Here is a 22,048-nt window from a genome sequence, read left to right as displayed (position 1 = left end):
GGTCACGAGTATGCCGTAGCAATGCGCGTCAGGAGAAGCGATGCGAAACTGCCGCAGCGGCTTCGCATCCGCGAGGGGCTACACGAAGCAGAGCGACAGGGGCTCAGCGATGTAGGCCGGTTTGTCCGAACCTTCGATTTCCAGGGTGGCGGTGGCCTTGAGCAGCCATTGGCCGGGTTTCTTCTCGGTCACGTCCACCAGGTCGACCTTGAGGCGGACCTTGGAGTCGACTTTCACGGGCTGAATGAAGCGCACGCTGTCCAACCCGTAGTTGACGACCATCTTCACGCCTTCGGGCAGGATCAGGATGTCTTCCATGAGCTTGGGCATCAGCGACAGCGACAGGAAACCGTGGGCGATGGTGCTGCCGAACGGTGTCTGCGCGGCCTTGACCGGATCGACGTGGATGAACTGAAAGTCGCCAGTGGCTTCGGCGAACAGGTTAATGCGATCCTGATCGATGGTAAGCCATTCGGAACGTCCAAGTTCCTTGCCGACATAATCTTTGAGCGCTGCAACGGGAACATAGGGCATTGAGACTCTCCTTGGGTTCATCGGTTTTGTCTTTTTTGGAACGGGGATCGGCGTCCCCGGAGAACCACTGTAGATCAACATGACGGGCAGGGCAGGTCATCGACCATGCTTTTTACGAATGCCGACCCATAGCGCGGGCGTGCTTATAATGCGCGCGCATTGTTTGCGTACGTGTTGCTGGGGAGGATGAAGGATGTTGCTACGGGGCCTGACCTGGCTGGTGCTGTTCCAATTGCTGGGCACCGCCATCAATCATTTGTTCCTGCCGGTGCTGCCGGGGCCGATCATTGGCCTGCTGTTGCTGCTGGGCTATCTGGTCATCCGTGGTGAAGTCGGCGAGCCATTGAACCTGGCGGCCGGCAGCCTGCTGCGCTACTTGCCGTTGCTGCTGGTGCCGCCAGCGGTGGGGGTGATGGTGTACGCCCGGGCCATCGCTGCCGATTTCTGGGCCATTGTCGGTGCGTTGGTGCTGTCGTTGATCCTGTCCATGGCGTTTACCGGTGTGCTGATGCAGCGCCTGGCCCGGCGTCACGCCCCCGAGTCGGAGGATGGGCAATGATGCTTGACTGGCAGGGCGCCTGGAGTTCGGTGATCCATCATCCGCTGTTCGGTATCGGCATCACCCTGGGCGCCTATCAACTGGTGCTGGCGGCGTTCGAAAAGACCCGTTGGGTGTTTCTGCAGCCGGTGCTGATGTCGATGTTGCTGCTGATCGGTGTGCTGGTCGGCTGCGGCATCAGCTACGCCGAGTACCGTGAGAGCACGGAAATTCTCAGCATTCTGCTGGGGCCGGCCACCGTCGCGCTGGCGGTGCCCTTGTACCTGAACCTGCGACGGATCCGGCAATTGTTCTGGCCGATTTTTACTACGCTGGTGATAGGCGGGGTGTTCGCCACAGGCTCTGCGGTGGTGTTGGGCTGGGCTTTTGGCGCCGAACACATGATCCTGATGACCATGGCGCCCAAGTCGGTGACTTCACCGATCGCCATGCTGGTGGCCGAGCAGATCGGCGGTGTAGCGGCCATGGCGGCGGTGTTTGTGTTGATCACCGGGGTGCTCGGGGCGATTCTGGGCCCGAGCATTCTGACCAGGCTTGGGGTCCATAGCCCTGAAGCCCGTGGCATGGCCCTGGGCCTGACGGCACACGCGGTCGGAACGTCCGTGGCGTTGCAGGAAAGCGAAGAGTCCGGCGCCTTTGCGGCGCTGGCGATGAGTCTGATGGGCGTGGCCACGGCGGTGTTGCTGCCGTTGGTGGTGTCGATGACGGTTTAAGGAACTGCTTATGAGCTTGCCGCTTTTCCCGTTGAACACGGTACTGTTCCCCGGTTGCATCCTCGATTTGCAGATTTTCGAGGCGCGTTACCTCGATATGATCGGTCGCTGCATGAAAATGGGCGAGGGGTTCGGGGTGGTGTGCATCCTCGATGGCGAGGAAGTCGGCATCGCCCCCGACGGCTTTGCGCGGGTGGGCTGTGAAGCGCGAATCACCGATTTCTCCCAGCAGGACAACGGGCTGCTGGGCATTCGCGTGCAGGGTGGACGACGTTTTATCGTGCACAGCAGCAGTGTCCAGGCCGATCAACTGACCGTCGCTGAAGTCGAGTGGCTGGAGGATGAGCCGGAACAGCCGCTGCAGGATGAGGATGCCGACCTGGTGGCGCTGCTCAAGGCCCTGGCCGAACACCCGATGGTCGAGGCCCTGAACATGGGCACCGAAGCCACCGGCCAGCAGTCGCTCGCCAATCAACTGGCCTACCTGCTGCCCTTCAATGAACTGGACAAGCTCGACCTGCTGCAACTCGATGATCCTCAGCAGCGGCTGGATGCAATCCAGGCGTTGCTTGATGAGTTGCAGGGCGAACTGTTCGCCTGAGGCGCTAATCACTGACCAGGCTGATCTCTTGTGGGAGCGAGCTTGCTCGCGATAACGGTGGCTCAGTTTGCATCAATGCTGAATGTACCGACGTCATCGCGAGCAGGCTCGCTCCCACAGTTGATCTTCAGTGACCACAAAGGGGCGTTTCACAGCCGATTCCCTGTGGGAGCGAGCCTGCTCGCGATAGCTGGCTGCCGGCCTCAATAGGCATACCGCAGCATCCCATTGGGCAGGTGGCGCAGTGCGAAGAAGCTGAATGCCGCCACCATCGCCGGCAGAATCAACCACCAGATTTTCGGCGGCATGGCCGGCAGCGGGGTCTGGCGCTGGCTCAGCCAGAGCATCGCTGCGCAGACACAGGCGGCGAGCATGGCGCCGGCGACGATGTCGCTCGGCCAATGGGCACCCAGATACACCCGCGACAGGGCAATGGCCAACGCCGGCAAACAGCCCAGCAACAGCCAGGTCAGGCGCAGGCGTGGCGGTTGCCCGCGACCGGCCAGGATGGCCAGCGCCAGGAACAGGGCAAAGGCGCCGGAGGCATGACCGCTGGGCATGCTGTAGCTGGTCAGCGGCTCGCTCAGGACTTCCGGGCGTACACGGGCGAAAAAGTGCTTGGTGCCGGTATTGGCCAATGCGGTGAACAGCATCGTGGCCCCGGCAAAGATTGCCTGGCGCCATTGGCGCGCCAGCAATAGCAACCCGGTCAGCAGGGCGCTGAAAATCAGCATGTAGTGGAATTCGCCGATCAGCGTGAAGGTCACGGCGATTTCGTCCATTGTCGGGCTGCGATGTTCCTGGACCAGAGCCACCAGCCCCTGATCGAAAGCTGTGAGGTAGCGAAAGCCGATGAACAGCCCGATCAGGATCACCAGGCCCAGACCTGCGATCAGCGCTGAGGCATGTCGATGGCGCCGCAGGCTGCTGTTGACGCTCAATGCGATCATCACCGCGATGCTGCCAATCACGACACCGGCCTGTGGCCAGAAACCCTCGGGCAACGGCAGGCGGATCGCTGCGCCAGTGGCCCAGCCGGGCAGCAGGTACGCCACGCTCCAGCCGGCGGCGGCCAACAGGCTGACGGCGGCGAAGCGCGGGAAGGGCATGTCGAACATCCCGGCCACCATCGGCAACATGGGTCGCAGCGGGCCAATGAAGCGCCCTACCAGCAGGCTGGCGATGCCGTAGCGCTGGAAATAGCTTTCCGCCGCGCTCATCCATTCGGGGTGATGCCGCAGCCCCGGCAGGCGCCGGATGTTCTGGTGAAAATGCCTGCCCAGGAAATACGACACCAAGTCCCCCAGCAAACCGCCCAGCAGGCCCAGCAGCAAAGTCTCGCCCAGGGACAACGCGCCGCTGCCGGCCAGGACCGCGACCGCAAACAACATCACCGTACCCGGCACGAGCAACCCGGCGATGGCCAGGCACTCTACACACGCGACGATAAACACCGCCGCCGCCAGCCATTGCGGGTTGGCGGTCAGCCAGCCAGTGATGCTATCGAGCCATGGGCCCATAAAAACAACTCCATTTCCATTGAGCATTAAGCGGCATGCATTTTTTACTGTGGGAGCGAGCCTGCTCGCGATAGCGGTGTATCAGCCAACTTCTGATTCGACTGACCTGGCGCCATCGCGAGCAGGCTCGCTCCCACAGGGTTGGGCAGTGTGGCGTTCAGGAAAGCAAAAAATAATCCCGCCCTTCGACCTGTCCGCGACGCAGCGGGTTCCGCGTGCACCAGGGGGCGTAGGCCGCGTCGACGAAGCGGTAGAGCAGGTGTTCATCCCGTCCCAGTGGGATGCCCAGGCGGGTAGTCTGGATCACATTGACTGTCGGCACGCCCACGTCTTCCACCAGCAAGCGTTCCGGGTCGAAGCGTTTGGCATCCCACTGCGGCACTTTCAGCCCCAGGGCCTTGCACAACAACGTCTGGCCGGCGCAAAGCTTTTGCGAGGGGCGCGGGCGGCCTTGGGCGTCGGGGTTGTTGAGCAGCATCTGCGCTAGGCTCGCCGGGCCGGAAACAGTATCGACCCACGGGTATGCCGATTTGATCAGCACCGCATTGCCGGGGCCATGGGCGCTGAAATTCAGCGAATCGCCACCCCGGGCGTAATACATATAGATGTGGCCGCCATCCAGAAACAAAGCCTTACGTTTTTCCGTGTAGCCCAGCGAAGCGTGGCTGCCCTTTTCAGCGAAGTAATAGGCTTCGGTTTCGATGATCCGCGCGCTGAGCCACAGGTCACCGACCTTGTGGCGAATGACTTTGCCCAGCAGGTCCCGGGCGAGCACCTGGGCATCGCGATCAAAAAAACCGTCGGGCAGGGCGTTTGGCAGTGGGGGTGAATCGGTCATGGCGTGAGACGAAGGGAGGCCAAAGGAAGCGCGATGATAGCAATGGAAAGCTTAATCGGCGCTGAACAGCGACTATTTGCGCAGGTTTTGCTCTTCCGCCGGTCACCACTGTGAGTCCACGCTGTTAGTCGAGGGATACGACAGCTATAATCTGCCGCTTTCCCCTTTGCCAAGACCACACAGACCATGACTGAGTCCGTTCTTGACTACATGACCCGCCTGGGTCGCGCCGCTCGCCAGGCGTCGCGCATCATCGGCCGTGCCAGCACCGCGCAGAAAAACCGCGCCCTGCTGGCCGCCGCCAATGCGCTGGACGCTGCTCGCGCCGAGTTGTCCGCCGCCAATGAGCTGGACCTGGCCGCCGGCCGGGCCAACGGCCTCGAGCCGGCCATGCTCGAACGCCTGGCGCTGACCCCGGCACGCATCGACGGCATGATCGTCGGTCTGCGCCAAGTCGCGGCGCTGCCGGACCCGGTCGGGGCGATCCGGGACATGAGTTATCGGCCGTCGGGTATCCAGGTCGGCAAAATGCGCGTGCCCCTGGGCGTGGTCGGCATCATCTACGAGTCGCGGCCGAACGTGACCATCGATGCTGCGAGCCTGTGCCTGAAGTCGGGTAACGCGACCATCCTGCGCGGTGGTTCCGAGGCCATTCATTCCAACCGCGCGATTGCCGCCTGCATCCAGCGCGGTCTGGCCGAAGCCGATCTGCCGGCGGCCGTGGTGCAAGTGGTGGAAACCACCGACCGCGCCGCGGTCGGCGCACTGATCACCATGCCCGAGTTCGTCGACGTCATCGTGCCCCGTGGCGGCAAGGGCCTGATCGAACGGGTCAGCCGCGACGCCCGCGTGCCGGTGATCAAGCACCTGGACGGCATCTGCCACGTTTACGTCAGTGCCCACGCCGAGTTGCCCAAAGCCCAGCGCATTGCCTTCAACGCCAAGACTTACCGCTATGGTATCTGCGGCGCGATGGAAACTCTGCTGGTGGACCAGGCCGTTGCCCAGGACTTCCTGCCGGCGATGGCCGCCCAGTTCCGCGAAAAAGGCGTCGAGCTGCGCGGTTGCCAACGCACCCGGGCAATCATTGAGGCGGCCGAGGCCACCGAAGAAGACTGGAACACCGAGTACCTGGCGCCGATCCTGTCGATCCGCGTGGTCGACGGGCTGGACCAGGCCATCGAGCACATCAATCGCCATGGTTCCCACCACACCGACTCCATCGTCAGCGAACACCAGGGCGAAACCCGGCGTTTCGTGGCCGAAGTGGACTCGGCGTCGGTGATGATCAACACCCCGACCTGTTTCGCCGACGGCTTCGAATACGGATTGGGTGCCGAGATCGGCATTTCTACTGATAAGCTGCACGCCCGTGGCCCGGTGGGCCTCGAAGGCTTGACCTGCGAGAAGTACATCGTGGTCGGTGACGGCCAGTTGCGCGGACAGGAGCCGGTCTGACTTGGGCGACCTTGACCCGTCAGCCGCAGTGACGACGACAACTGCGCCCCAGCGCATCGGTATCCTGGGCGGCACGTTCGACCCAGTGCACATCGGCCACTTGCGCGGTGCGCTGGAAGTCGCCGATGCCCTGGCCCTCGATGAGCTACGCCTGACGCCCAGCGCCAGGCCGCCTCACCGGGATACGCCGCAGGTATCGGCCCAGGACCGTCTGGCGATGGTCGAGTGCGCGGTGGCCGGTGTGGCGCCGTTGGTGGTGGACGCCCGCGAATTGCTGCGGGACAAACCGTCCTACACCATTGATACCCTGGAGCTGATGCGCGCCGAACTGGCCGCCGACGCCCAGGTTTTTCTGCTTTTGGGCTGGGACGCATTTTGCGGCCTGCCCACTTGGCATCGCTGGGAAGAGTTGCTCCAGCATTGCCACATCCTGGTGTTGCAACGCCCGGATGCCGACAGCGAGCCGCCGGATGCCTTGCGCAACCTGCTGGCGGCGCGTTCGGTGAGCGACCCGCTGGCCCTGAAAGGGCCGAGCGGACAGATTGCATTCGTCTGGCAGACGCCGCTCGCGGTATCCGCCACCCAGATCCGTCAACTGCTGGCCAGCGGTAAGTCGGTACGTTTCCTGGTGCCCGACGCGGTCCTGGCCTACATCGATGCGCACGGGCTGTACCGTGCGTCGAACTGAAAAAAGGGCGCGCTTCAAGGCACGTGAATGCGTGTAGCGAAGCGCCCGAACATACGAGCAAAACGAGTTTTATATGACTGACAAAGACGTAAACAAAGTAAAGCGCAAGGGCACATTCAAGAGCGCCCCGCTTCCCGTAGAAGCTCATACTGGCGTGGTACTGGCCGGCGAAGAGCTGGTCAAGGTTGCCGTGGCGGCCCTGGAAGACGTCAAGGCCCAGGATATCCAGGTGATCGACGTTCGCGAGAAGCAGAGCATCACGGATTACATGATCATCGCCACCGGTACCTCCAACCGCCAGATCGGCGCGATGCTGGATAAGGTTCGCGAAGCGGTCAAGGCCCAGGGCGTCAAGCCGCTGGGTGAAGAAGGCAAGGGCGACAGCGACTGGGTATTGCTGGATATGGACGACGTCATCGTGCACATGATGACCGCCTCGGCGCGCCAGTTCTATGACCTGGAGCGCCTGTGGGCCGGTGCCGAGCAAAGCCGTTCGGCCAGCGCCGCGCACCACAGCCCGGAAAATACCCATGAGCATTTCACCAAGCTCAACAAAGACCAGCAATAAGGGATCGCTGTGCGACTGCGCCTGATCGCCGTCGGTTCCCGCATGCCCAAGTGGGTGGAAGAAGGCTGGCATGAATATGCCAAGCGTCTTCCTTCCGAGCTGGCCCTGGAACTGGTGGAAATTCCGCTCAACACCCGCGGCAAGAACGCTGATGTGGCGCGCTTTATCCGTCAGGAAGGCGAAGCCATGTTGGCCAAGGTCGGGCCGAACGAGCGGATCGTCACGCTCGAAGTGCACGGCAAGCCCTGGAGCACCGAGCAACTGGCGGTCGAGCTCGATCGCTGGCGGCTGGACGCGCGCACGGTCAACTTCATGGTGGGTGGCCCGGAAGGGTTGGCACCGGAAGTCTGTGCCCGGGCCGATCAACGCTGGTCGTTGTCGCCTTTGACGTTGCCGCACCCGCTGGTGCGGATTCTGATCGGCGAACAGTTGTATCGTGCCTGGACAGTCCTGTCCGGGCACCCTTACCACAAGTAATCCTGCCCTCATGCCTCAGCCGATCCGCATCAAGGACCACGAAAAAGACGCCCGCCTGGTGCGTGGTCGCGTCGTGTTCGGTGCAATTGCGGTCGTGGCGCTGATTGGTGTGCTGATCGCGCGCCTGTATTTCCTCCAGGTGATTCAGTACGAGTACCACTCGACCCTGTCGGAAAACAATCGCGTGCATGTGCAGCCGATTCCGCCGACTCGCGGGTTGATTTTCGACCGCAACGGCGTGGTGGTGGCCGATAACCGGCCCAGCTTCAGCCTGAGCATGACCCGTGAGCGGTCCGGGGATTGGCAGAAGGTGCTCGACGTGATCGTCGAAGTGCTGCAACTGACCCCCGAGGACCGGGCGATTTTCGAGAAGCGCATGCGCCAGGGCCGGCGCCCGTTCGAGCCGGTGCCGATCCTGTTCGAGCTGACCGAAGAGCAGATCGCCCTGATCGCCGTGAACCAGTTCCGCCTGCCGGGCGTTGAAGTGGTGGCGCAGTTGGTGCGTCACTACCCCCAGGGCGCGCACTTCGCCCATTCGGTGGGCTACATGGGGCGGATCAACGAAAAAGAGCTCAAGAACCTCGACCCGGTCAATTACAGCGGTACCCACCACATCGGCAAGACCGGCATCGAACGCTTCTACGAGGCCGAGCTGCACGGCCAGGTGGGCTACGAGGAAGTCGAGACCAATGCCCGTGGCCGCGTGTTGCGGGTGCTCAAGCGCACCGACCCGATCCCCGGCAAGGACATCGTCCTGAGCCTGGACATCAAATTGCAGGAAGCCGCCGAAGCGGCGTTGGGCGGCCGGCGCGGCGCTGTCGTGGCGCTGGACCCGAACACCGGCGAGGTCCTGGCGATGGTCAGCCAGCCGAGTTTCGACCCGAACCTGTTCGTCACCGGCATCAGTTTCAAAGCCTATGCCGAGTTGCGCGATTCCATCGATCGGCCACTGTTCAACCGCGTGCTGCGCGGCCTCTATCCGCCGGGTTCGACCATCAAGCCGGCGGTGGCCATTGCCGGGCTGGACGCGGGTGTGATCACCGCTTCCAGCCGGGTCTACGACCCCGGTTATTACCAACTGCCGAACTACGACCACAAGTACCGCAACTGGAATCGCTCCGGCGACGGGTACGTGGATCTGGAAACGGCGATCATGCGGTCCAACGACACCTACTTCTATGACCTGGCCCACAAGCTGGGGATCGACCGGCTGGCGTCCTACATGGGCAAGTTCGGTCTCGGTCAGAAAGTGTCCCTGGACATGTTCGAAGAGTCGCCGGGCCTGATGCCATCCCGCGAGTGGAAGCGGGCGACCCGCCGCCAGCCGTGGTTCCCGGGCGAGACGCTGATCCTGGGGATCGGCCAGGGCTACATGCAGGCGACGCCGCTGCAACTGGCCCAGGCCACAGCCCTGGTGGCGAGCAAAGGCAAGTGGTATCGCCCGCATCTGGCCAAGACCATCGAAGGCCAGAAGCCCGTGGACCCCAACCCGGTGCCGGACATCATCCTGCGTAATCCGTCGGACTGGCAGAAGGTCAATATCGGCATGCAGCAGGTGATGCACGGCGCCCGGGGCACCGCGCGCAAGGCTGCCATCGGCGCGCAATACCGGATTGCCGGCAAGAGTGGTACGGCCCAGGTGGTCGCGATCAAGCAGGGCGAAAAGTACGACCGTTCCAAGGTTCAGGAGCGCCACCGCGACCACGCCTTGTTCGTTGGTTTCGCGCCGGCCGAAAACCCGAAGATCGTCGTGTCGGTGATGGTCGAGAACGGCGAGTCCGGCTCCGGCGTTGCCGCGCCGGTGGTGCGCCAGATCATGGACGCCTGGCTGCTGGATGAACACGGCCAGCTCAAGCCCGAATACGCAAGCCCCATCACTGCGGAGGCTACGGCCCGTGAAGAATAATTTCGACCGGATCCTCTCCAGCGAAGATGTGATGCGTCGTCGCGCCACTCTGTTGCAGCGCATGCACATCGACGGTCCGTTGTTGATCCTGTTGCTGACACTGGCCGCCGGCAGCCTGTTCGTGCTGTATTCGGCCAGCGGCAAGAATTGGGACCTGCTGGCCAAGCAGGCCACTTCATTCGGCATCGGCCTGGTATCGATGATCTTTATCGCCCAACTGGAGCCTCGGTTCATGGCGCGCTGGGTGCCACTGGCCTATGTGGGCGGCGTGGTCTTGTTGGTGATCGTGGACATCATGGGCCATAACGCCATGGGGGCGACACGCTGGATCAACATCCCTGGGGTGATCCGCTTCCAGCCTTCCGAGTTCCTGAAAATCATCATGCCGGCGACCATCGCCTGGTATCTGTCCAAGCGCACCTTGCCGCCACAGCTCAAGCATGTGGGCATCAGCCTGCTGCTGATTGGGGTCCCGTTTATCCTGATCGTGCGCCAGCCCGATCTCGGCACCTCGTTGCTGATCCTGGCCGGCGGCGCCTTCGTGCTGTTCATGGGCGGGTTGCGCTGGCGCTGGATCCTCAGCGTGATCGCTGCCGCCGTGCCGGTGTCCGTGGCCATGTGGTACTTCGTGATGCACGACTACCAGAAGCAGCGGGTCCTGACGTTCCTCGACCCGGAGAGCGATCCGCTGGGCACCGGCTGGAACATCATCCAGTCCAAGGCCGCCATCGGCTCCGGCGGTGTGTTCGGCAAAGGGTGGTTGCTGGGTACCCAGTCGCACCTGGACTTTCTGCCGGAAAGCCACACCGACTTCATCATCGCCGTGTTGGGCGAAGAGTTCGGTCTGGTGGGTATTTGCGTGCTGCTGCTGATCTACCTGTTGTTGATCGGCCGTGGCCTGGTGATTACCGCCCAGGCCCAGACATTGTTCGGCAAATTGCTCGCGGGCAGTCTGACTATGACGTTTTTTGTTTATGTTTTCGTCAATATCGGTATGGTCAGTGGCCTGTTGCCGGTCGTGGGGGTGCCGTTGCCATTCATTAGCTACGGAGGAACTTCGCTGGTGACGCTACTGTCAGCGTTTGGGGTTTTGATGTCGATCCATACCCATCGCAAGTGGATCGCGCAGGTTTGAATAAGGTGAAGAGTTCAATGCAAGCAATGCGTGGCTGGTCGACGCGATTTGCGCCGTGGGTCGGCCTGTTCGGCCTCCTGGGCGGTGCGTCGCACGCCCTGGCCGGCGAATATGAAGGCTCGCCGCAAGTGGCCGAATTCGTCGGTGAAATGACCCGCGACTACGGTTTTGCCGGTGAACAGCTGATGGGGGTGTTCCGCGAGGCCCAGCGCAAGCAGTCGATTCTCGACGCGATCTCCCGGCCCGCCGAGCGGGTCAAGCAGTGGAGCGAGTATCGGCCGATGTTCATCTCCGAGGCGCGCATCGCCCGGGGCGTGGACTTCTGGCGCCAGCACGAGGCCGTGCTGGCTCGCGCCGAGCAGGAGTATGGCGTGCCGGCTCAGGTCATCGTGTCTATTATTGGTGTCGAGACGTTTTTTGGTCGTAATACCGGGAATTTCCGGGTGGTCGATGCGCTGTCGACCCTGGGCTTCGATTATCCGCCGCGCGCTGAGTTCTTCCGCAAGGAGCTGCGCGAGTTCCTGCTGCTGGCTCGTGAGGAACAGGTCGATCCGTTGACCCTCAAGGGCTCCTATGCCGGAGCCATGGGCTTGCCGCAGTTCATGCCCAGCAGTTTCCGCGCCTATGCGGTGGACTTCGACGGCGATGGCCACATTAATATCTGGACCAACCCGACCGATGCCATCGGCAGTGTTGCCAGCTACTTCAAGCGCCACGGCTGGGAGCCTGGCGAGCCGGTGGTCAGCCGTGCAGACGTGCGTGGCGACCAGGTAGACGAAGGCCTGACCACAGGCATCGAGCCGACGAAGACCGTCGGGGAGTTGCGGGCGCTGGGGTGGTCGAGTCATGATGCGCTGCGTGACGACATGCCAGTCACCGCGATTCGCCTGGAAGGCGAACAAGGCCCTGAGTACTGGATGGGCCTGAAGAATTTCTACGCGATTACGCGTTATAACCGCAGTGTGATGTACGCCATGGCCGTGCATCAGCTGTCTGAAGAGCTGGTCAAAGCACGGGGCGTCAAATAATGCAGGCATTGCCTACCTATCAACCCCTGAAAGCCGGACCCCTGAAGCTGGTAGCGCTGGCTGCGCTGTCGTTGCTGGTCGTCAGTTGCTCCACCAGTCGCCCGCCGGCCCAGAAAACCTCCAGTGCCGTGCGCGCCACGCCAGGCCTGGACATCAACCGGGCCCACAAGGACGGCGCGCCGTGGTGGGACGTGGATGTTTCGCGCATTCCCGACGCCACGCCAACCCTGCACACCGGCCCGTACAAGGCCAATCCGTACACGGTGCTGGGCAAGACGTATTTCCCGATGGCCGAATCCAAGCGTTACGTCGCTTCGGGCACGGCGTCCTGGTATGGCACCAAGTTCCACGGTCAGAACACCGCCAATGGCGAGGTTTATGACCTGTATGGCATGAGCGCGGCCCACAAGACCTTGCCGCTGCCCAGCTATGTGCGGGTGACCAACCTGGACAACAACAAGGCTGTGATCCTGCGGGTCAATGACCGCGGGCCGTTCTATTCCGACCGCATCATCGACCTGTCGTATGCGGCGGCAAAAAAACTCGGTTACGCTGAAACCGGCACCGCGCGGGTCAAGGTCGAAGGCATCGATCCGCAGGAATGGTGGGCCCAACGAGGCCGTCCGGCGCCTTTGATGCTCAACGAGCCAAAAGTGGCGCAAAATGCCGCGCCGACCGTGACGGCTTCCACCGGTACGGTCGAGCAATGGTCCCCGCCGCCGCAGCAACATGCCGCCGCCGTGGTGCCCGTGCCGCTCGACGCAAAAAAAAACGCTTCTGCAACAGCGTCTGGCCAGTATCTGCAAGTCGGCGCGTTCGCCAACCCGGACGCTGCCGAACTGTTGAGATCCAAGCTCAGCTCGATGGTCAGCGCACCGGTGTTCATCAGCTCCATCGTGCGCAACCAGCAGACACTGCATCGGGTACGCCTGGGGCCGATCGGTTCTCCGGATGAAGTCCAGCAGGTGCAGAACAGTGTGCGCCTGGCCAATCTCGGTTCGCCGAGCCTGGTCAGCGCGGAATGATTTGATTGAAGGCCCGCTAGCGGTTGGAGCGGGCCAGGTTGTTGGCTCTACGAATAACAAAAGCCCGGCAAGGGATGTGAGTGAGCAACTTAAATACGCGGCGACCCGTTAGAAGGTTGCCTGTTTAGTTTTGCCTTCGGGCAGTTTCCATTAGCGATTTCGAGAGACGGATGAACATCACCACCTTTGCCAAACGCCTTTGCCTGCTAGTCCCGCTGCTGCTCTCACCTGCCGCGTTCGCGGTCGAGATGATGCCCGCACCCCCTCAACTGGCCGCCAAATCCTTTGTGCTCATGGATGCCAGCAGCGGCGAGGTCCTGGTGGAGAGCAATGGTGACCAGCGCCTGCCACCGGCCAGCCTGACCAAACTGATGACCGCCTACATCGCCACCCTGGAAATCCGTCGTGGCCAGATCGGTGAAAACGATCCGGTGACCGTCAGCGAAAACGCCTGGCGCACCGGCGGTTCGCGGATGTTCATCAAGGTCGGTTCGCAAGTGACCGTCAGCGACCTGCTGCACGGCATCATCATCCAGTCCGGCAACGACGCCAGCGTCGCCCTGGCCGAGCACATCGCCGGCAGCGAAGATGCGTTCGCCGACATGATGAACAAGACTGCCAGTGACCTGGGTCTGACCAACAGCCACTTCATGAACCCGACCGGCTTGCCGAACCCGGAGCACTACTCTTCGGCTCACGACATGGCGATTCTGGCGCGAGCGATCATTCACGAAGACCCGGCGCACTACGCCATCTACTCCCAGAAGGAATTCTTCTGGAACAACATCAAGCAGCCTAACCGCAACCTGCTGTTGTGGCGCGACAAGACCGTCGATGGCCTGAAGACCGGCCACACCGAAGAGGCCGGCTATTGCATGGTGTCTTCGGCCGTTCGTGACGGCATGCGCCTGATCGCCGTCGTTTTCGGCACCAACAGCGAAGTGGCCCGTGCCGCCGAAACCCAGAAGCTCTTGACCTACGGTTTCCGCTTCTTCGAAACCCAGACCTTCTACCAGAAGGGCACCGAACTGGCCCAGGCCCAGGTGTGGAAAGGCACCACCAATCAGGTGAAGGCCGGTCTGGCTCAGGACCTGACCATGACCCTGCCAAAAGGCCAGCTCAAAAAGCTGGTTGCGACCATGACCATGAATCCGCAAATGATCGCGCCAATCGCCAAGGGCGACGTGATCGGCAAGGTGGAAGTCAAACTGGACGACAAAGTGGTGCACAGCGCCGACCTGATTGCGCTGGACGCGGTCGAGGAAGGTGGTATCTTCCGCCGCATGTGGGATAGCATCCGTCTATTCTTCTACGGCTTGTTCAACTGATTGAAGTGTTGACCTGCATGGCCCCGTTCCTTTCCGGTGCGGGGCCATGTGCGTTATCACGGCTTACGAGGCCGTTACGCCATGACAGACTCAGAAGTAAAGGCGCCAAAGATCGAGTTTCCTTGCGAGGATTATCCGATCAAGGTAATTGGCGACACCGGTGTGGGATTCAAGGACAAGATCATCGCGATTCTTGAAAAACACGCCACCGTTGATCACAAGACCCTGGCCGAACGCCAGAGTACCAACGGCAAGTACACGACGATTCAGTTGCACATCATTGCCACCGGTCAGGAGCAGCTGTACGACATCAACAGCGAGTTGCGAGCGACCGGGTTCGTGCACATGGTGTTGTGATGCCGGGCACGCTGGGCTTTCGCGAGCTGGGCCAGATGGCTTACGAGCCGGTCTGGCATGCCATGCAACGCTTCACCAACGACCGCGGCACCACCGCCGGTGACGAAGTCTGGCTGGTGCAACACCCGCCGGTGTTCACCCAGGGCCAGGCCGGCAAGGCCGAACACCTGTTGCTGCCGGGGAATATCCCGGTGGTGAAGACCGACCGCGGTGGCCAGGTGACCTACCATGGCCCCGGTCAATTGGTGGCCTATCTGTTGCTGGACGTACGCAAGCTGGGGTTCGGTGTACGCGAGCTGGTCACCCGCATGGAGACCTGCCTGATCGAACTGCTGGCCAGCTACGGCGTGACAGCAGCGGCCAAGCCGGATGCTCCGGGTGTCTACGTCGACGGAGCGAAAATTGCCTCTCTGGGTTTGCGCATCCGCCATGGTTGTTCGTTTCACGGCCTGGCGTTGAACGTGGACATGGACATGGAGCCGTTTCGACGGATTAATCCCTGTGGCTATGCAGGGCTGGCGATGACCCAGCTGTGCGATCACACAGGATCGATTGAATTTGCCGAGGTAAGTGCCCGGCTGCGCGCGCAGCTCGTCAAACACCTCGACTACGCTGAGCAGACGACCCTCACGGGCGGAATCGACTGATATGACTACTGATGCTGTGCAAACCATGATCCCGACGCTGGATGTTACCGAGCGTCCGGCCCCGCGTGCCAAGGTCGAGGCCGGCGTAAAGCTGCGCGGCGCCGAGAAAGTTGCACGTATCCCGGTCAAGATCATCCCGACCACCGAACTGCCGAAGAAACCTGACTGGATCCGCGTGCGCATCCCGGTTTCGCCGGAAGTCGACCGCATCAAGGCGCTGCTGCGTAAACACAAACTGCACAGCGTCTGTGAAGAAGCGTCCTGCCCGAACCTGGGGGAATGCTTCTCCGGCGGCACCGCCACGTTCATGATCATGGGCGACATCTGCACCCGTCGCTGCCCGTTCTGTGACGTCGGCCATGGTCGGCCGAAGCCATTGGACGTGAACGAACCCGAAAGCCTGGCCATCGCCATTGCCGACCTCAAACTCAAGTACGTGGTCATCACCTCGGTGGACCGCGACGACCTGCGTGACGGCGGTGCCCAGCACTTTGCCGATTGCATCCGCGAAATCCGCAAGCTGTCACCGAACGTGCAGCTTGAGACGTTGGTGCCGGACTATCGCGGTCGCATGGACATCGCACTGCAAATCACCGCCGCCGAGCCGCCGGATGTCTTCAACCACAACCTGGAAACCGTACCGCGCCTGTACAAGGCTGCGCGTCCGGGTTCGGACTACCAGTGGTCGCTGACTTTGCTGCAACGCTTCAAGCAGATGATGCCGCACATTCCGACCAAATCCGGCTTGATGCTGGGCCTGGGGGAAACTGACGAAGAAGTCATCGAGGTCATGAAGCGCATGCGTGAGCATGACATCGACATGCTGACCCTGGGTCAGTATCTGCAGCCTTCGCGTAGTCACCTGCCGGTGCAGCGTTTTGTGCACCCGGATACCTTTGCCTGGTTTGCTGAGGAAGGGTACAAGATGGGCTTCAAGAACGTTGCTTCCGGGCCGTTGGTGCGGTCTTCGTATCATGCGGATGAGCAGGCTAAGTTGGTTAAGGCTGAGTTGCTCGGGTCTTGATTTTCTAGCGTTGTTTTTTGGAGTGGTGTGTATATCCGTTTCTTCGGTAACGGCTACTTGTGGTTCCGCCCTTACGGCGGGTCACTTTTGAAGAGCCCGGAAGCCGGCCCAGTCAAAAGTAACCAAAACGCTCTTGCCCCACCACTCGGTGCCTCGCCTAGGCTCGGCATGCCTTCACTCCGGCATTGGTTCGTGGGCCCGCCGCGAAGGGCCATCCATGGCCCAGCGCGGCTAACCCGGCATCCATGCCGGGTTACCCACGAACCAATGCCTGCGTTCAGCCAGCGTGGTTAACGGGGCGCCCCAGATCAACGTCCACCGCGAGGCGGCCTGACAGCCGGCCTGGTTTGGGGGTATCGCGTTTCCCCTTTGGGAGCGGGTTTGCTCGCGAAAGCGGTGGTTCAGATACATGGATGCTGGCTTTGCTGGCCTCATCGCGAGCAGGCTCGCTCCCACAGTGGGTCTGCGGTTTACATGAGTTTTGTGGCTGCTGAAGATCAAGTGTGGGAGCGAGCCTGCTCGCGATAGCGGTGGTTTAGCCACATAGATGCTGGACATGCCCAGCTCTTGCTTTGCTTTGCTTTGCTTTGCTTTGGATCTTGATCTTGATCTTGATCTTGATCTTGATCTTGATCTTGATCTTGATCTTGATCTTGATCTTGATCTTGATCTTGATCTTGATCTTGATCTTGATCTTGACGCCCCGTTAAACCACGCTGGCCGAACGCAGGTATTGCGCAGTGGGCATCCCGGCATGGATGCCGGGATAGCCGCGCTGGGCCATGGATGGCCCTTCGCGGCGGGCCCACGGAGCAATGCCTGCGTTCGGGCACACCGAGCCTAGGCGAGGTGCCGAGTGGTGGGGCAAAGCGTTTTTGGTTACTTTTGGCGCTCTTCCAAAAGTGACCCGCTGTAAGAGCGGAACCATAAGTAGCCGTTACCGCAGCAACGGATATACACACGATCAAAAGACCGGGAAACCCCATGGAACCCACCCTAAACCCACATCACCCCGTCCCAGCACTCCCGACCGAAGGCCTGATCGCCGTGATCGCCCCCGCCGGTCCAGCAAACCTGGAAACGGACAAAGCCATCCAATGGATGCGCGCCCGGGGCCATGAGCTGCGTATATTCCCAGGTGTGTACGAAAAGGACGGCTACCTGGCCGGCAGCGACGAAGTACGCCTCAACGACCTGCATGCCGCCTTCGCCGACCCAGAAGTAAAAGCGATCATTTGCCTGCGTGGCGGCTACGGCACCCCGCGTTTGCTGGATCGCATCGATTTCGACCTGTTGCGGCGCAACGCCAAGCCTTTCGTCGGCTACAGCGACATCACCGCCTTGCACCTGGCCATCAGCCGCTATGCAGGGTTCGTCACCTTTCATGGCCCGTTGCTCAACGCCGATCTTCTCGGCGACAAGGAACCCTCCACCGTCACTTCTTTTTTCAGCCTGTTGCGCGGGCAGTTGAAGGCCGGCAGTGTGCTGAGCCATCCCGCAGCTTATCCATTGACTACCGTCGCACCCGGCATCGCCTGCGGGCGTTTGCTGGGGGGCAATCTGTCGATGATTGCCGCGACCATGGGCACGCCCTACGAAATCGACGCCGAAGGCGTGATCCTGTTGGTGGAAGACATCAACGAGCCGCTTTACCGCATCGACCGTCTGCTGACCCAGTTACGACTGGCTGGCACGCTGGCAAAGCTGCGGGGTGTGTTGCTGGGGGATGTCGCCGGGGTGGACCTTGAGGCGTTGAACAAGCTGTTCCAGCAGACCTTCGAGCCGTTTGGCATCCCGGTGTTGTCCGGCTGGCGCAGTGGGCATTGCGACCCGAACCTGACGTTGCCCATGGGCGCGTTGGTGACGCTGGATGCGGGGGAGAAGAGGTTGGTGCTGGAGCAGGATGTGGTGGTCAGCCGAGCGCTTGTTGCCTGAAAGTCCCTCATCGCGAGCAGGCTCGCTCCCACACTGGACCGCGTTTGGTAGTCAGCTGTGGGAGCGAGCCTGCTCGCGATGAGGGCAGCGGCCATAAGGCGATCTAGCGGTTACGCAACCCTTCCAGCAGCTTGTGCGTCGGATACCCATCCGCGGGCCAGCCGAACGACTGCTGGGCGCTGCGTATGGCCTTGCGGGTGTTGGCGCCGATGATGCCGTCGGGCGTGCCTGCGTCGAAGTTGTGTTTGCCCAGCAAGGTTTGCAGTTCAAAGCGTTCGCTACGGCTCAAGGGCAGATCGTCCTTGGGCCATTGCCCGCTGATCAGCCCCGCGCCGGCGAAGCGTTCTGACAGCAAACTCACCGCCAGGGCGTACGACGAGGAATTGTTGTACTTGAGGATGGCGCGGAAGTTATCGAGCACCAGGAAGGCCGGCCCGCGATAGCCGGCCGGCAGCAGCAGGGCTGCCGACAAGTGTTCGGCGCCGGCTGGGACCTGGCTGCCGCTGGGCAGGCTGACGCCCAGTTGCAGCCATTCGGAGACGGGTTTGCGGATCGCGCCGTCGGCCAGCGGGTAGTCGAACCCTTCTCTGAGTCGTACCTCGAAGCCCCACGGCTGTCCGCGCTGCCAGCCAGAGCTTTGCAGGTAGTGTGCGGTCGAGGCCAGGGCGTCGGTGGCGCTGCCCCAGATATCGCGGCGGCCGTCACCATCGAAATCCACCGCGTGGGTGTTGTACGTGGTGGGAATGAACTGGGTCTGGCCCATGGCTCCGGCCCAGGAGCCGAGCATTTTTTCCGGAGCGATGTCGCCGTCTTGCAGGATCTGCAGTGCGGCGATCAGCTGCGCATGGGCAAACCCCGGGCGCCGCCCTTCATAGGCCAGGGTCGCCAGGGAGTTGATCACCGACTTGGTGCCCTGGAACTGACCGAAGTTGCTTTCCATGCCCCACACCGCAACCAAGGCCTGGCGGTCGACGCCATAGCGCTGCTCGATGCTTTGCAGGATGTCGGCATGCTGTTGGACCAGTGTCTGGCCCCGGCGTACTCGCAGCGGCGACAGCGCTCCATCGAGGTATTCCCACACCGGACGGCTGAATTCCGGCTGGCTGCGGTCGGCTTTGATGACGCTCATGTCCGGGCTGACGCCGATAAAGGCGCGATCAAACAGGTCGGCACGGATTCCCGCGGCCAGGGCTTGCTTGCGAAAACCGGCTTGCCATTCGGCGAAAGTTTGCGTGGGGGCGATGACCAGGTTGTCACCGGTCGGGACCACGGGCGGCACGATGGCAGGAGCAGGCACGGCAGGGACGGTCTTGAGCGGTTGGGCGTCGGCGGCGGTAGGTTTTTCTGCGCAGGCGACAAGCAGAACGACGCTTGTGGCTGCAATCAATTGGCGCAGGGGCCAACGACGGGAAAGACAAAAGGGCATGCACGGGTCCAGATAAACAAATCAGATGCTGACCTTATCATGCGCAAAGGAGAATAGGGCTGGTCCGGGTGTTTCAAGCCGCCACAAAGCAAGAAGCCTCCCAGTTGTCAGACTGGAAGGCTTCGCGGCGGTAGCTGCCTTTGCCCTTGGCGGGTCGTTCCTGGCGGCTGCGGAACAGGGGCTGGGCGATGATGGATTTGGCCTTGTTGGGGCCATGCTTGGATGGCTTTTTGCTCATGATGGGATCTCTCGTGGGGTGGTTTTTGCGGGGTAAATCATGGGACAGAGTCGGGAGGTTGTCCAGTCCCTGGGGTGTGCAAGAAGTGTCATCAGACGGACACGCAACTTGTGGTGGAAGATGACCCGTGGCGAGGGGATTTATCCCCGCTGGGGCGCGAAGCGTCCCCATTACAAACTGCCTGACACTCCACGGCGCCTAGTTTTGGGGTTGCTTCGCAATCCAACGGGGATAAATCCCCTCGCCACAGGTATGCAGTGTGCTTCTGCCGAGTGACTACTCAGCGGGCAAAGGGAGTCGCTGCCCAGCCATCAACAGCGACAAGCGGCTCAGGCTCATCCATGGCGACCCTGCCGCCTGACCTTTGATCTGCGCATCGATGCGCTGGGCTTCGAGCAGCAGTTGTGCCCAGCGCGGTGCCGAGTAGCGTTGCAGGGCCTTGCTCATCAGCGGCTTGCGTTTGTCCCACACCGGTGGCCTGGCCTGGCTGAAGGCCTTGTCCAGTGGTACACCCTGGCTGTATTGCAATGAGAGGTTGGCCAGCAGGCGCAACTCTCGGGCCAGGGCCCAGAGGATCACCGGAGGCTCGACGCCTTCGCCCCGCAAGCCCTCGAGCATGCGCAGGGCGTGGGCGGCTTCACCGTTGAGGATCGCATCGGTCAGCCCGAACACATCGAAACGCGCACTGTCGGCCACGGCGGCCTGTACCGTTTCCACGGTGATCTGCCCGCCCTCGGCCATCAGCTTGAGCTTTTCGATTTCCTGAGCGGCGGCCAGCAGGTTGCCTTCGACCCGGGCGGCGATCAGTTCCACCGCATCCTGGCTGGCTGATAAGCCGGCCTGGGACAGGCGCTGGCGGATCCAGCTGGGCAACTGGCTGACGTCCACCGGCCAGATCTGTACGAACTGGGTCTGCTGACCTTCAACCAGGGCCTTGCCCCATTTGGTTTTTTGCGCGCTGCCGTCGAGTTTTGGCAGGCTGATGAGCAACAACGTGTCTTCAGCCGGTCGTGAGCAATATTCGATCAGCGCGGCGGCGCCCTTGTCACCGGGTTTGCCGGATGGCAAGCGCAGTTCCAGCAGGCGTTTTTCGGCGAACAGCGACATGCTCGCCCCAGCCTGCAACAGCGTACCCCAGTCGAAACTGGCGTCGGCGGCGAACACCTGGCGTTCGTCGAAGCCTTGCTGACGGGCGGCAGAGCGAATGGCGTCGGCGGCTTCCTGGCACAGCAGCGGATCATCGCCACTGATGATGTAGACCGGCGCGAGGGCGCCTTGCAGGTGTTTGCCGAGTTGGGCGGGAGCGAGCTTCATAAGAGAAGGCGAGCGGGGCGCCGGAGCGCCCCGCAAGGCTTATTCAGAGGGGATTTGCATCGGCGACTGTTGCGGGGTTTCCGCTTCAGCCTTGCGTGCCGCTTCCAGTGCGTCGGCTTCTGCCTTGGCGCGGGCGTCGGCGGTCTGCTGCAACTGGTCCAGTTGGGCCGGGCTCAGTTGTTGCAGGCGCAGCATCATGCGTTGCACGAGGTCACGACGCATTTCGACACGCACTTCGCTCGACTCCTGGTCGGAACCGGTGATGTTGTTGCCATCGTGCAGGTAGACCTTCTGCACTTGCAGTTTGTCGTCCAGCAGCACCAGGTTGTTCTGGCCGCGGATCTCATAGCTCAGGACGTTGTTGAGTTCGTACTCGGCCGAGCGACCGGCACCGGCGTAACTCAGGCTGCGCTGGCTTTGCTGTTCACTGGTCAGCACCAGTTTGTACGGCGCGCCGTTGTAGACCTTCACGCCGCTGTTTTCCAGTGAGTCGCGCAGCATCTTCACGGTCTCGCCATAAGCGTCCCGGGCGCTGAGGTCCAGCTCCGTGATGGCCAGCTCGGTGGTGCCGGTGCCGCGCAGCTGGAAGCCGCAGGCGCTCAACAGGACCGCCAGGCCCATTACCAGCAGATTACGTTTGATCATCTTGTTGCTCCCCTTGAAACCCTATGGCTCGACAGTGCGGCCCCGCAGGTTATATTCGGCGCCCGGCCCAAGCCGGCGCCCGAT

General features: G+C 61.9%; 24 protein-coding genes. 17 read left to right on the top strand and 7 right to left on the bottom strand.

The features are described from left to right. Positions 1-78: 78 nt before the first annotated feature. Positions 79-534, bottom strand: coding sequence for a MaoC family dehydratase (locus tag AC3I65_RS22955; protein WP_047229482.1), 456 nt, complete (start codon positions 532-534; stop codon positions 79-81). Positions 535-727: 193 nt separating this feature from the next. On the opposite strand from AC3I65_RS22955, the gene AC3I65_RS22950 reads away from it, so the two are divergent. Genes AC3I65_RS22950 through AC3I65_RS22940 form a run of 3 tightly spaced genes read left to right on the top strand, consistent with a single transcriptional unit; the run spans position 728 to position 2,407 of the window. Next, positions 728-1,093, top strand: coding sequence for a CidA/LrgA family protein (locus AC3I65_RS22950; protein ID WP_047229483.1), 366 nt, complete (start codon positions 728-730; stop codon positions 1,091-1,093). Then, the gene (locus AC3I65_RS22945) at positions 1,090-1,806 is read left to right on the top strand and encodes an LrgB family protein (protein WP_047229484.1); all 717 of its coding nucleotides are present in this window, start codon (positions 1,090-1,092) and stop codon (positions 1,804-1,806) included. Before AC3I65_RS22950 ends, AC3I65_RS22945 begins: the two co-directional genes overlap by 4 nt. 10 nt (positions 1,807-1,816) lie before the next feature. Continuing rightward, the gene (locus AC3I65_RS22940) at positions 1,817-2,407 is read left to right on the top strand and encodes an LON peptidase substrate-binding domain-containing protein (RefSeq protein ID WP_047229485.1); all 591 of its coding nucleotides are present in this window, start codon (positions 1,817-1,819) and stop codon (positions 2,405-2,407) included. A 203-nt stretch (positions 2,408-2,610) separates the two neighbouring features. Here AC3I65_RS22940 and AC3I65_RS22935 read toward each other — a convergent pair whose 3' ends face one another. Beyond that, on the bottom strand, positions 2,611-3,927 hold the full coding sequence (locus AC3I65_RS22935; RefSeq protein WP_047229486.1) for a bifunctional DedA family/phosphatase PAP2 family protein: 1,317 nt from the start codon (positions 3,925-3,927) through the stop codon (positions 2,611-2,613). A 157-nt stretch (positions 3,928-4,084) separates the two neighbouring features. Next, complete coding sequence (locus AC3I65_RS22930) at positions 4,085-4,765, bottom strand: DNA-3-methyladenine glycosylase (RefSeq protein WP_047229487.1); 681 nt, start codon at positions 4,763-4,765, stop codon at positions 4,085-4,087. Between the two features lie 186 nt (positions 4,766-4,951). On the opposite strand from AC3I65_RS22930, the gene AC3I65_RS22925 reads away from it, so the two are divergent. The 14 genes from AC3I65_RS22925 to AC3I65_RS22860 all read left to right on the top strand — a co-directional run bounded on the left by AC3I65_RS22925 (position 4,952) and on the right by AC3I65_RS22860 (position 18,341). After that, complete coding sequence (locus AC3I65_RS22925) at positions 4,952-6,223, top strand: glutamate-5-semialdehyde dehydrogenase (RefSeq protein WP_047229488.1); 1,272 nt, start codon at positions 4,952-4,954, stop codon at positions 6,221-6,223. 1 nt (position 6,224) lies between these two features. Continuing rightward, positions 6,225-6,911: a nicotinate-nucleotide adenylyltransferase gene (nadD, locus tag AC3I65_RS22920; RefSeq protein WP_047229489.1), complete on the top strand. Its 687-nt coding sequence runs from the start codon at positions 6,225-6,227 to the stop codon at positions 6,909-6,911. Positions 6,912-6,984: 73 nt separating this feature from the next. Continuing rightward, a complete protein-coding gene (gene rsfS, locus AC3I65_RS22915; RefSeq protein ID WP_014340379.1) occupies positions 6,985-7,479 on the top strand; it encodes a ribosome silencing factor in 495 nt (164 codons plus the stop codon). 9 nt (positions 7,480-7,488) lie between these two features. Next, complete coding sequence (gene rlmH, locus AC3I65_RS22910; protein ID WP_047229490.1) at positions 7,489-7,956, top strand: 23S rRNA (pseudouridine(1915)-N(3))-methyltransferase RlmH; 468 nt, start codon at positions 7,489-7,491, stop codon at positions 7,954-7,956. Positions 7,957-7,966: 10 nt separating this feature from the next. Beyond that, positions 7,967-9,862: a penicillin-binding protein 2 gene (mrdA, locus tag AC3I65_RS22905; RefSeq protein WP_047229491.1), complete on the top strand. Its 1,896-nt coding sequence runs from the start codon at positions 7,967-7,969 to the stop codon at positions 9,860-9,862. 31 nt (positions 9,863-9,893) lie between these two features. After that, the gene (rodA, locus tag AC3I65_RS22900) at positions 9,894-10,997 is read left to right on the top strand and encodes a rod shape-determining protein RodA (RefSeq protein ID WP_047229517.1); all 1,104 of its coding nucleotides are present in this window, start codon (positions 9,894-9,896) and stop codon (positions 10,995-10,997) included. Between the two features lie 17 nt (positions 10,998-11,014). Next, positions 11,015-12,025 carry a lytic murein transglycosylase B gene (gene mltB / locus AC3I65_RS22895; protein ID WP_047229492.1) on the top strand — a complete coding sequence of 337 codons (1,011 nt, stop codon included), beginning with the start codon at positions 11,015-11,017 and terminating at the stop codon, positions 12,023-12,025. Beyond that, the gene (locus tag AC3I65_RS22890; RefSeq protein ID WP_488524189.1) at positions 12,025-13,050 is read left to right on the top strand and encodes a septal ring lytic transglycosylase RlpA family protein; all 1,026 of its coding nucleotides are present in this window, start codon (positions 12,025-12,027) and stop codon (positions 13,048-13,050) included. The genes mltB and AC3I65_RS22890 overlap by 1 nt, the downstream gene beginning before the upstream one ends. 170 nt (positions 13,051-13,220) lie before the next feature. After that, complete coding sequence (locus tag AC3I65_RS22885; protein WP_047229494.1) at positions 13,221-14,378, top strand: D-alanyl-D-alanine carboxypeptidase family protein; 1,158 nt, start codon at positions 13,221-13,223, stop codon at positions 14,376-14,378. 81 nt (positions 14,379-14,459) lie between these two features. Continuing rightward, entirely contained in the window at positions 14,460-14,735 is a 276-nt protein-coding gene (locus AC3I65_RS22880; protein WP_047229495.1) for a DUF493 domain-containing protein, read from the top strand. Beyond that, entirely contained in the window at positions 14,735-15,382 is a 648-nt protein-coding gene (lipB, locus tag AC3I65_RS22875) for a lipoyl(octanoyl) transferase LipB (protein ID WP_107321818.1), read from the top strand. The genes AC3I65_RS22880 and lipB overlap by 1 nt, the downstream gene beginning before the upstream one ends. A 1-nt stretch (position 15,383) precedes the next feature. Further along, the gene (gene lipA / locus AC3I65_RS22870) at positions 15,384-16,406 is read left to right on the top strand and encodes a lipoyl synthase (RefSeq protein ID WP_047229497.1); all 1,023 of its coding nucleotides are present in this window, start codon (positions 15,384-15,386) and stop codon (positions 16,404-16,406) included. A 556-nt stretch (positions 16,407-16,962) separates the two neighbouring features. Continuing rightward, the gene (locus tag AC3I65_RS22865; protein WP_488524339.1) at positions 16,963-17,250 is read left to right on the top strand and encodes a hypothetical protein; all 288 of its coding nucleotides are present in this window, start codon (positions 16,963-16,965) and stop codon (positions 17,248-17,250) included. Positions 17,251-17,390: 140 nt separating this feature from the next. Then, positions 17,391-18,341, top strand: coding sequence for a S66 peptidase family protein (locus AC3I65_RS22860; RefSeq protein WP_448694310.1), 951 nt, complete (start codon positions 17,391-17,393; stop codon positions 18,339-18,341). A 103-nt stretch (positions 18,342-18,444) separates the two neighbouring features. On the opposite strand, the gene AC3I65_RS22855 is transcribed toward AC3I65_RS22860, so the two are convergent. The 4 genes from AC3I65_RS22855 to AC3I65_RS22840 all read right to left on the bottom strand — a co-directional run bounded on the left by AC3I65_RS22855 (position 18,445) and on the right by AC3I65_RS22840 (position 21,964). Next, complete coding sequence (locus tag AC3I65_RS22855; protein WP_488524188.1) at positions 18,445-19,767, bottom strand: lytic murein transglycosylase; 1,323 nt, start codon at positions 19,765-19,767, stop codon at positions 18,445-18,447. A 73-nt stretch (positions 19,768-19,840) separates the two neighbouring features. Next, complete coding sequence (gene arfA / locus AC3I65_RS22850; RefSeq protein WP_047229500.1) at positions 19,841-20,005, bottom strand: alternative ribosome rescue factor ArfA; 165 nt, start codon at positions 20,003-20,005, stop codon at positions 19,841-19,843. A 276-nt stretch (positions 20,006-20,281) separates the two neighbouring features. Further along, the gene (holA, locus tag AC3I65_RS22845; protein ID WP_076383505.1) at positions 20,282-21,319 is read right to left on the bottom strand and encodes a DNA polymerase III subunit delta; all 1,038 of its coding nucleotides are present in this window, start codon (positions 21,317-21,319) and stop codon (positions 20,282-20,284) included. A gap of 39 nt (positions 21,320-21,358) precedes the next feature. Next, positions 21,359-21,964: an LPS-assembly lipoprotein LptE gene (locus AC3I65_RS22840; protein WP_107321820.1), complete on the bottom strand. Its 606-nt coding sequence runs from the start codon at positions 21,962-21,964 to the stop codon at positions 21,359-21,361. Positions 21,965-22,048: the final 84 nt, after the last annotated feature.

This window comes from Pseudomonas sp. N-1-13, from assembly GCF_057787095.1.
This window is presented reverse-complemented; position numbering and strand designations above follow the sequence as displayed.

Excerpts from the sequence above, each read along its gene's own strand:
- AC3I65_RS22955 (WP_047229482.1), bottom strand. The coding sequence starts at position 534 with ATGCCCTATGTTCCCGTTGCAGCGCTCAAAGATTATGTCGGCAAGGAA.
- AC3I65_RS22950 (WP_047229483.1), top strand. The coding sequence starts at position 728 with ATGTTGCTACGGGGCCTGACCTGGCTGGTGCTGTTCCAATTGCTGGGC.
- AC3I65_RS22945 (WP_047229484.1), top strand. The coding sequence starts at position 1,090 with ATGATGCTTGACTGGCAGGGCGCCTGGAGTTCGGTGATCCATCATCCG.
- AC3I65_RS22940 (WP_047229485.1), top strand. The coding sequence starts at position 1,817 with ATGAGCTTGCCGCTTTTCCCGTTGAACACGGTACTGTTCCCCGGTTGC.
- AC3I65_RS22935 (WP_047229486.1), bottom strand. The coding sequence starts at position 3,927 with ATGGGCCCATGGCTCGATAGCATCACTGGCTGGCTGACCGCCAACCCG.
- AC3I65_RS22930 (WP_047229487.1), bottom strand. The coding sequence starts at position 4,765 with ATGACCGATTCACCCCCACTGCCAAACGCCCTGCCCGACGGTTTTTTT.
- AC3I65_RS22925 (WP_047229488.1), top strand. The coding sequence starts at position 4,952 with ATGACTGAGTCCGTTCTTGACTACATGACCCGCCTGGGTCGCGCCGCT.
- rsfS (WP_014340379.1), top strand. The coding sequence starts at position 6,985 with ATGACTGACAAAGACGTAAACAAAGTAAAGCGCAAGGGCACATTCAAG.
- mrdA (WP_047229491.1), top strand. The coding sequence starts at position 7,967 with ATGCCTCAGCCGATCCGCATCAAGGACCACGAAAAAGACGCCCGCCTG.
- rodA (WP_047229517.1), top strand. The coding sequence starts at position 9,894 with ATGCGTCGTCGCGCCACTCTGTTGCAGCGCATGCACATCGACGGTCCG.
- mltB (WP_047229492.1), top strand. The coding sequence starts at position 11,015 with ATGCAAGCAATGCGTGGCTGGTCGACGCGATTTGCGCCGTGGGTCGGC.
- AC3I65_RS22890 (WP_488524189.1), top strand. The coding sequence starts at position 12,025 with ATGCAGGCATTGCCTACCTATCAACCCCTGAAAGCCGGACCCCTGAAG.
- AC3I65_RS22885 (WP_047229494.1), top strand. The coding sequence starts at position 13,221 with ATGAACATCACCACCTTTGCCAAACGCCTTTGCCTGCTAGTCCCGCTG.
- AC3I65_RS22880 (WP_047229495.1), top strand. The coding sequence starts at position 14,460 with ATGACAGACTCAGAAGTAAAGGCGCCAAAGATCGAGTTTCCTTGCGAG.
- lipB (WP_107321818.1), top strand. The coding sequence starts at position 14,735 with ATGCCGGGCACGCTGGGCTTTCGCGAGCTGGGCCAGATGGCTTACGAG.
- lipA (WP_047229497.1), top strand. The coding sequence starts at position 15,384 with ATGACTACTGATGCTGTGCAAACCATGATCCCGACGCTGGATGTTACC.
- AC3I65_RS22865 (WP_488524339.1), top strand. The coding sequence starts at position 16,963 with ATGCCCAGCTCTTGCTTTGCTTTGCTTTGCTTTGCTTTGGATCTTGAT.
- AC3I65_RS22860 (WP_448694310.1), top strand. The coding sequence starts at position 17,391 with ATGGAACCCACCCTAAACCCACATCACCCCGTCCCAGCACTCCCGACC.
- AC3I65_RS22855 (WP_488524188.1), bottom strand. The coding sequence starts at position 19,767 with ATGCCCTTTTGTCTTTCCCGTCGTTGGCCCCTGCGCCAATTGATTGCA.
- arfA (WP_047229500.1), bottom strand. The coding sequence starts at position 20,005 with ATGAGCAAAAAGCCATCCAAGCATGGCCCCAACAAGGCCAAATCCATC.
- holA (WP_076383505.1), bottom strand. The coding sequence starts at position 21,319 with ATGAAGCTCGCTCCCGCCCAACTCGGCAAACACCTGCAAGGCGCCCTC.
- AC3I65_RS22840 (WP_107321820.1), bottom strand. The coding sequence starts at position 21,964 with ATGATCAAACGTAATCTGCTGGTAATGGGCCTGGCGGTCCTGTTGAGC.